Origin of the sequence: Kitasatospora sp. NPDC059646, from assembly GCF_042734615.1 — a bacterium.
Lineage (GTDB): Bacteria > Actinomycetota > Actinomycetes > Streptomycetales > Streptomycetaceae > Kitasatospora.
In genome coordinates, this window is sequence record NZ_JBHWDS010000103.1 from 1 (window position 1) to 7,220 (window position 7,220).

General features: G+C 74.4%; 9 protein-coding genes, 1 rRNA gene and 1 pseudogene. 7 read left to right on the top strand and 4 right to left on the bottom strand.

Annotation, left to right across the window (positions count from 1 at the left end; translation table 11 throughout):
* From rrf to ACFV1L_RS36145, 4 genes are all read left to right on the top strand, one after another.
* A 5S ribosomal RNA gene (rrf, locus tag ACFV1L_RS36130) occupies nt 1–91 on the top strand; the annotation flags it as partial.
* A 165-nt stretch (nt 92–256) separates the two neighbouring features.
* Nucleotides 257–1,132, top strand: a complete 876-nt coding sequence (locus ACFV1L_RS36135; RefSeq protein WP_380374514.1) for a TIGR03619 family F420-dependent LLM class oxidoreductase — start codon at nt 257–259, stop codon at nt 1,130–1,132.
* Nucleotides 1,133–1,238: 106 nt separating this feature from the next.
* Complete coding sequence (locus ACFV1L_RS36140; RefSeq protein WP_380374497.1) at nt 1,239–1,613, top strand: VOC family protein; 375 nt, start codon at nt 1,239–1,241, stop codon at nt 1,611–1,613.
* Nucleotides 1,614–1,679: 66 nt separating this feature from the next.
* Nucleotides 1,680–2,285, top strand: coding sequence for a hypothetical protein (locus tag ACFV1L_RS36145; protein WP_380374499.1), 606 nt, complete (start codon nt 1,680–1,682; stop codon nt 2,283–2,285).
* 924 nt (nt 2,286–3,209) lie between these two features.
* Here ACFV1L_RS36145 and ACFV1L_RS36150 read toward each other — a convergent pair.
* Nucleotides 3,210–3,569: a hypothetical protein gene (locus ACFV1L_RS36150; protein WP_380374501.1), complete on the bottom strand. Its 360-nt coding sequence runs from the start codon at nt 3,567–3,569 to the stop codon at nt 3,210–3,212.
* 30 nt (nt 3,570–3,599) lie between these two features.
* On the bottom strand, nt 3,600–4,160 hold the full coding sequence (locus ACFV1L_RS36155; RefSeq protein WP_380374503.1) for a carboxymuconolactone decarboxylase family protein: 561 nt from the start codon (nt 4,158–4,160) through the stop codon (nt 3,600–3,602).
* A 69-nt stretch (nt 4,161–4,229) separates the two neighbouring features.
* Here ACFV1L_RS36155 and ACFV1L_RS36160 point away from each other — a divergent pair, with 69 nt between their 5' ends.
* The gene (locus ACFV1L_RS36160; RefSeq protein WP_380374505.1) at nt 4,230–4,730 is read left to right on the top strand and encodes a MarR family winged helix-turn-helix transcriptional regulator; all 501 of its coding nucleotides are present in this window, start codon (nt 4,230–4,232) and stop codon (nt 4,728–4,730) included.
* Between the two features lie 76 nt (nt 4,731–4,806).
* Here ACFV1L_RS36160 and ACFV1L_RS36165 read toward each other — a convergent pair whose 3' ends face one another.
* The gene (locus tag ACFV1L_RS36165) at nt 4,807–5,574 is read right to left on the bottom strand and encodes a lysophospholipid acyltransferase family protein (protein ID WP_380374507.1); all 768 of its coding nucleotides are present in this window, start codon (nt 5,572–5,574) and stop codon (nt 4,807–4,809) included.
* Between the two features lie 208 nt (nt 5,575–5,782).
* Nucleotides 5,783–6,193, bottom strand: a complete 411-nt coding sequence (locus tag ACFV1L_RS36170; RefSeq protein ID WP_380374509.1) for a DUF4395 domain-containing protein — start codon at nt 6,191–6,193, stop codon at nt 5,783–5,785.
* Nucleotides 6,194–6,399: 206 nt separating this feature from the next.
* Between ACFV1L_RS36170 and ACFV1L_RS36175 the strand changes: the two genes are divergently transcribed.
* Together ACFV1L_RS36175 and ACFV1L_RS36180 are read left to right on the top strand one after the other, a co-directional pair.
* Nucleotides 6,400–6,813, top strand: a complete 414-nt coding sequence (locus ACFV1L_RS36175; protein WP_380374511.1) for a TlpA family protein disulfide reductase — start codon at nt 6,400–6,402, stop codon at nt 6,811–6,813.
* Between the two features lie 316 nt (nt 6,814–7,129).
* Nucleotides 7,130–7,220, top strand: a pseudogene (locus ACFV1L_RS36180) (electron transfer flavoprotein subunit beta); the annotation flags it as partial.

Consider the following 7,220-nt stretch of genomic DNA (forward strand, 5'->3'; position numbering starts at 1 on the left):
GCCCGGTTACATTCCGAACCCGGAAGCTAAGCCTCACAGCGCCGATGGTACTGCAGGGGGGACCCTGTGGGAGAGTAGGACGCCGCCGAACAATCATTCAGGGAAAGCCCTCCGCCTCACGGCGGGGGGCTTTCTCGCGTTTCCGGGCCTTTTCGGCCGGCGGCAAGACAGTACGGCCGTGACCTGCGGGGATGAAAGGGGCGCGGGCGCGCGGTTGGGGCATGGCGTCGGGTGGTCTACGGAGGGGCGTGCTGCCATGTCCGGGTTGCGTGTCGGGGTTTCGCTTCAGCCGCGGTGGCCGGCGGGGGACGGTCGGGGGGTGCTTCGGGCGGCGCAGGCGGCGGAGCGGTTGGGGTTCGATCATGTGGCGGTCGGGAACCGGGTGTTGGAGAGCGGGTTCGGGCTGGACGCCGATCCGCTGGTGCTGTTGGCGGCGGTGGCGGGGGCGACGTCGCGGGTGCGGTTGCTGACCTCGGTGCTGGTCGTGCCGTACTACCGGCCGGTGGTGATGGCGAATCAGGCGGCAACCCTGGACGTGCTGTCGGGCGGGCGGCTGATCCTCGGGGTCGGGACGGGGTGGAACCCGGAGGAGTTCGCGGCGGCGGGGGTGCCGGTGCGGGAGCGGGGCGCGCGGACGGATGATCACCTGGGGGCGGCGCGGGCGTTGTGGTCGGCGCGGCCGGCGGAGTTCGACGGGCGGTTCACGAGTGTGCACGGGGCGCGGTTGGGGGTTGCGCCGGTGACCGCGGGCGGGCCGCCGGTGTGGGTGGGCGGACACAGCGACGCGGCGTTGCGGCGGGCGGTGCGGTTCGGGGACGGCTGGTACGGGACGGGGGTGGATGCGGCGGAGGTGTCACGGGTCCGGCACCGGGTGGGGGAGTCGGTGGAGACGGAGCGGTTCGCGTTCGGGGCAGCGGTGTTCCTCACGCCGCCAGGGATCGAAGCGGTGGTGGAGGCGCCGGGTCGGCCGTTGGGAGGGGCGGTGGCGACGGCGGGGAGCGTGGTGGCCGAGTTGGGGGAGTTGGCCGAGGCGGGACTGACGGACTGCACGCTGTGGTTGCCGGTGGCGGGGGAGCAGTTGGAGCCGGCGATGGAGTGGGTGGCGGCGGAGGTGCTGCCGCAGCTGGGGTGAGGCCCGGCGTGGTGGGGCGGCGTTGTCGTAGCCGGCCTCTACGCTCGCGGTCGGAAGAACAAGGATGCTGCGGAAGGGCGTTGACGTGTTCCTGGGTCTTCGGACAGTGATCTATCCGGCGCCGGACCTGGCCGCCGCGAAGACGTGGTGGTCGTCGGTGCTGGGCATCGAGCCGTACTTCGACGAGCCGTTCTACGTCGGGTTCAACGTCGGGGGTTACGAGCTGTCGCTCGACCCGAACGGCGATCCGGCGGTGGGGCCGGTGACGTACTGGGGCGTCAGGGACGTCGATGCGGCGGTGAAGTGGGTGGTGGCGGCCGGGGCGACGGTCCGTGACGAGGTGCAGGAGGTCGGCGGCGGGATCCGGGTGGCGACGGTGGTGGAGCCGTCCGGGCTGGTGGTCGGGCTGATCGAGAACCCGAACTTCGTGCTGCCGGACACCCTGCCCGGCGAGGGCCAGGCCGACGGCCCGGGTCGCTGAGAGCGGATGGGTGCGGGGCCCCGGCCGGTTGGCGGTCGGGGCCCTTTCTTCTTTGTGGGGGCAGGCGTGGGATTTCACGGGTACTGGGTCCTCGGGGTGGTGCCCGACGAGGTGGCGGCGGGCGTCGGCGCGTGGGCGGAGCGGCCGGAGTCCGCGACCGGGGACCTGGCCTGGTGGCGGGAGCGGCTCGTGGCGGGGACGGAGTGGTTGGGTCGGCTGCCGGGCGGCGGGGCGTGGCGCGGTGCGGATGCGGTCGCGCTGGCGGCGGTGTTCGACGGCTGGCGCGGCGGGGGCGAGGACGAGCTGCGGTGGTCGCTGCTGGGCCGGTTGGAGGGGTGCGCGGAGGAAGAGCGCTGGATGGTCGGCGCGTCGAAGGCGTACCCGTTCGACGCGTTGGCGTTCGCGCTGGGCCCGGAGGCGGTGCAGCAACTGCCGGGCTGGGGTGGAGAGTTCGTGCTCGACGCGGCGGGGGTCCGGGCGTGGCTCCCGGCTGTGGAGGCGCTGTTGGGTGCGCCGGCGGAGAGCGCGGAGCGGCGGGCGGACGCGTGGCTGTCGGTGATGGGCAACGGCGGTGACGTGGCGGCCGCAGAGCTGTTCGCCGGCCCGGTGCGGGTGCTGCGGTCGGCGATGCGTCAGGGGGCGGGCGCGGTCGGGATGGTGATGGAGTTCTGAGGCAGCGTGGTGTGTCGGAGGCCAGGGGCAGGGAGGGCGAGCGGATTCTGACGGCGCGGCAGGCCTGGAGGGTGCCCGCCGCAAGAGGCTTGTCGTTGCTGCCGGAGCCGTCGCACCGGCGAGGTGCTGGGGCCGGTGGTGTCGCGGGCGGTGCGGGCGACGGCGCGTCAGGTCTGCTCGTGAGCGGGGTGGCGGTGGAGTCCTGAGGCGGGAGGGCGTGTCGGCGGCCAGGGCGGGTGGCCGGGCGTGTCCGTTGCGGTCGGCGGTGCGTCAGGGGTTGCTAGCGGTCAGGGCGTTGGTGTTCCCGGGCTGCGAAGTGGTGCCGGCGGCCAGGGTCGGCTGGCGGCGCGTCCTCTCCTGACGGTGCGGCGGGTGCGGGGGAGCTGCTGCTGCCGGGTTCGTCGTAACGCCGAGGTGCTGTGGCCGGTTCGGAGGTGGGCGCGTTCGCTGCGGTGTTCGGCGCGCGTGTGGTGAGGCGGGGGCCCCGGGGATCCGCTCGTGGTCAGGGTGGTGGTGGCGTTCTGAGGCTGCGGAGTGGTGCCGACGGCCAGGGCGGCCAGGTGGTGGCGCGTCTCCTGGCGGTGCGGGGAGTACGGGGATGCCGTTGCTGCCGGAGCCGTCGCACCGGCGAGGCGCTGTGGCCGGTTCGGGTGGCGGTCGTGTCCGCTGCGGTCGGCGGTGTGTCAGGTCTGCTCGTGGGCGGGGTGGCGGTGGAGTCCTGAGGCGGGAGGGCGTGTCGGCGGCCAGGGTCGGTCGGCGGAGGCATCCTGACGGTGCGACAGGATGCGGGTCGGTCCGTCCGTCCGGAGGCCTGTGATTGGCGTCGGATTCGTCGGCATCGGGGGCCGTGAACGCCTGCCTCGCCGCCGGCGGGCTGCCGCGGACCGACCTGACCTGTGCGGCCGGGCCCACGTCCGGACGGTCTCAGCAGGCGTGGTGGTCGTTGTGGATCAGCAGCCGGGCGAGCTGGGCGGCCGCGGTGGTGACGGGGTGCCAGGTGGGGGAGCGGAGGTGGTCGCCCGGGGTGGGGTCCGGCGGGAGGGCGGCGAGGTGGGCCTGGACGGCGGCGCCGAGGTCGGCGGTGCGGGCGGCTTCCTCGGGGGTGCGGAGGGTGTGGCCGAGCCAGGGGGTGGGGGCGGTGGCGTCGCAGGCGTCGGTGAGGAGGGTGGCCAGGTGGGGGGCGGGGTCGAAGCCGGCGTCCTGGAGGCCGGGCGCGGCCAGGGTGAGGACCGCGGTCACCAGTTGGTGCCGGAGTGCGGGGAGGGCGAGGCCGCGGTCGGTCACCGGGGGAGCGTACCGGCCTGCGGCGGAGGGTCAGGCGTAGGGGGCGAGTCGGGGGTCGACGGGGGCGTCGGTGAGGCGGTTGGCGAAGGTGGAGAGGGTGTAGGCGCCGATGCCGAGGACGATCTCCAGGGCGTTGCGGGGGGTGAAGCCGTGGGAGAGCAGGTCGGCGAGGTCGCTGTCGGGGACGGCGCCGGTGTGGTCGAGGGCGGAGTGGACGAAGCGGCGGACGGACTCCAGGCGGGCGTCGGGCAGGGGCTGTTGGGCCCGCAGGGCGGCGATCAGTTCGGGTTCGGCGGCGAGTCGGGTGAGCTGGGCGGTGTGCATGGCGACGCAGAGGTGGCAGCCGTTGCGGGTGGCGATGGTCAGGACGACGGTTTCGCGGACCAGCGGGTCGAGGTCGGTGGTGTCGAAGAGCGCGGTCAACTTCAGGAAGCCGTCGAGGAGTTGGGGTGAGTGGGCGAGGCGGGCGGCGGCGCTCGGGAGGTAGCCGAGGTGGCGGGTGACCTGTTCGAGGGAGCGGCGGGCGGCCGGCGGGGCGGTGTCGGGGGTGAGGTCGGGGAAGTGCGGGGCGGTGCTGGTGGTGCCGGACATGGCGGTCCCTTTCGGGTGGCGGGAGGCGTGCCGGGGCGGCCGGGGCGTGCCGCGGCTGCGCGTCCTAGAATGGACAACGTGGTTGACCAAAACGTAAACCAGGTTGTCGATCAGCGCAACGGCTTCGAGCTCCCGCTGCTGCTGTTCGCGGGATTCCGCACGATCATCGACGAGTTGCACGCCGAACTCGCCCGGCAGGGGCACCCCGACGCGCGGCCCGCGCACGGCTTCGCGCTGCAGGCCATCGGGGCGGACGGGGCGACGGCGACCGAGATCGGCCGCCGGCTGGGGGTGTCCAAGCAGGCCGCCGGGAAGACCGTCGACCGGCTGGAGGCGCTCGGCTACGCGGCCCGGGTCGACGACCCGGGCGACGCACGGCGCAAAGTGGTGCGGCTGACCCCGCACGGTGTGGACCTGCTGGCCCGGTCGGCGGCGGTGTTCGACCGGATCCGCGGACGCTGGGCGGTGGAGCTCGGGGAGCGGCGACTGCGCGAACTCGAGGACGGCATCGCCCGGTTGACCGGTCCGTCCGGCTTCCGGCTGGACGCGGCGGGCTGGTTCGGCGGCTGAGGCCGACGCCCCCGGACGGGCGGCGGACACGCCGCTGCCCGGGCCGGAGACCGGACCGGGCAGCGGGCGGGAGGGGTCAGCGGGCGGTGCGACGCTCGGCCTTGGCGGCGGCCTCCGCCTCGTCCTCGGCCTCGGCCTGCTCCGGGGTGGGGGCGGTGCCGCCGAGATGGGCGGGGAGCCACCAGGCGTCCTCGGGGCCGGCGGGCTTGGCGGGGTAGTCGCGCTGGGCGCGTTCGAGCATCTCGGTCATGGCGGCGCGCAGGCGGCGGGTGACCATGACGGGCTTGTCGGCCTCGGTGAGGTGGATCGGCTCGCCGATCATGATGGTGACCGGGACGTGACGCTTCGTCAGGGTCTTCGGGCGGCCCTTGGTCCACAGCTGCTGGGTGCCCCAGAGGATGACGGGCAGCAGCGGAGTGCCGGAGTCGGCGGCCATCCGGGCGGCGCCGGTCTTGAACTTCTTCAGCATGAACGAGCGGCTGATGGTCGCCTCGGGGAAGACGCCGACCACCTCGCCCTCGCGCAGCGCCTTGACCGCGGCCTCGTACGCGGGCTGGCCGTCGGTGCGGTCGACCGGGATGTGCTTCATGCCGCGCATCAGCGGGCCGGAGATCTTGTGCCGGAACACGTCGTCCTTGGCCATGAAGCGGGTCTTGCGGCGGCCGACCCGGTACGCGCCGAAGCCGGCGAAGATGAAGTCCAGGTAGCTGATGTGGTTGCTGACCAGGACGGCGCCGCCGGTGGCGGGGACGTGCTCGGCCCCGACGATGGAGATCCGCAGGTCCAGCGCTTTGAATGCGGTGAGCGCGGCGCGGATCACCGGCGGGTACACGAACTCTGCCACGGTCAGTCCTACTTCCACGGGTATGGTGCCCGGTCCGGTGGAACCCGGGGCGTGGTGGCAGGGCCGACGGTCGCGGCACGCCGCGGCGGCCACGGGTGTTTCCCACCGATGATCCCCCGAACGGGCACGGTCTGTCACGCCCGCGCCCCGGCGGGGCCCGGGCGGGCGGCCCGCCGGAGGGTGGGAGACGGCCGTGGCGGCCCGGGCGTCAGGTGCCCGGGCGGGGGCGGGCCCGGTGCAGCAGGAGGTAGAACTCGCAGCCGAGGCAGTAGTCGAAGGCGGCGTTCAGGAAGGCGGCGGCGAGGGCCAGGCCGGTGGCGGCGAGGGCGAGCCAGGCGGCGCCGGTGAGGTGCCCGACCAGGCCGAGCAGCGCGAAGGCGAGGCCGACGCCCTGGGCGAAGCGCGGCGGGCGGGCGTCCTCGAGTTCGGCGGGCGGCCCGAGCCGGGGCCGGACCAGGGCGCGGAACAGCAGGGCGTACGGGGAGCGGCCGGCGACGCCGAGGGCGAAGACGACGGCCTGGGCGGCGAGCAGCACGCCACTGTCGGTGATCAGGGAGGCGGCGAGGACGGCGGAGGTGAGCGCGGCGGCGAAACGCGGCCCGCGCGGGTCGATCTGCACGGAGGGGCTCCGGGAAAGGGGTGCTGTGGGCTGACGGGGCGTCGGGGACGGGCGGTCAGCGACAGCGGGTGGCGCCGGCCCGGCACAGGTCGATCACCCGGCGGCAGGTCAGCCGGGGCGTCGGGTGCGGGGTGCGGGCGTCCACGGCGCCGATGCTACCGGGACGGGGAGCCCGGGCCCAGGGGCGGGTTTGTCACACTGGAGCGGTGATCGGACTGATCGTGTGCCTGGGAGTGCTGGCGGTGGCCGGCGGGTTCGGCGCGGTGCGCAAGGTGCGGGACGGGAGGCTGCGGATGCGCGGCAAGGACGGGGCGGTGCGGCTCACCGGTGCGGAGCTCGGTGCGCCGCTGGGCGAGCGGGCGACGCTGGTGCAGTTCTCCACCTCCTTCTGTCAGCCCTGCCGGGCGACCCGCCGCACCCTCGCCGAGGTGGCGGGGATGGTGCAGGGCGTGGCGCACGTCGAGGTGGACGCCGAGTCGCAGCTGGAACTGGTGCGGCGGCTGGAGATCCTGCGCACCCCGACCGTGCTGGTGCTGGACGCCGACGGCCGGGTGGTGCGCCGGGCGGCCGGCCAGCCGCGCCGGGCGGACGTGATCGCGGCGCTCGGCGAGGCGGTCTAGCGGGCCCGGCGGGATCCGAACGGGGGGCTCGCGCGTTCAATCTCACAGGCGATCTGTCGCCGGGTCAGGTGGCAGTGGGGTCGGCCTGGGGCAGGATGGGCCAAGGCGGTGGCACGGTGCCCGGCCGGACCTGCGGGCAGCGTAAGCTACTGGCGAGTAGTGACGGCTGGGCTACTCGTGAGTATGCTGCCGGGGAGTTCCGGAGTGGGCACCGGCGCGCGCCGCCCGGACCGCGGACCCCGCGCGTTGCCGAGAACGCTCGGTGCGCGGACGCAGCCGCAGCCGCCGGATCGGACCAGTAACAGGAGAGCAGGCCGTGAGCTTGAGGATCGTTGTCTGTGTGAAGTACGTGCCCGACGCGACCGGTGACCGTCGCTTCGCGGACGATGCCACCACCGACCGGGAGG

Coding starts and splice junctions, on each gene's coding strand:
- ACFV1L_RS36135 (WP_380374514.1), top strand. CDS start 257: ATGTCCGGGTTGCGTGTCGGGGTTTCGCTTCAGCCGCGGTGGCCGGCG.
- ACFV1L_RS36155 (WP_380374503.1), bottom strand. CDS start 4,160: ATGTCCGGCACCACCAGCACCGCCCCGCACTTCCCCGACCTCACCCCC.
- ACFV1L_RS36160 (WP_380374505.1), top strand. CDS start 4,230: ATGGACAACGTGGTTGACCAAAACGTAAACCAGGTTGTCGATCAGCGC.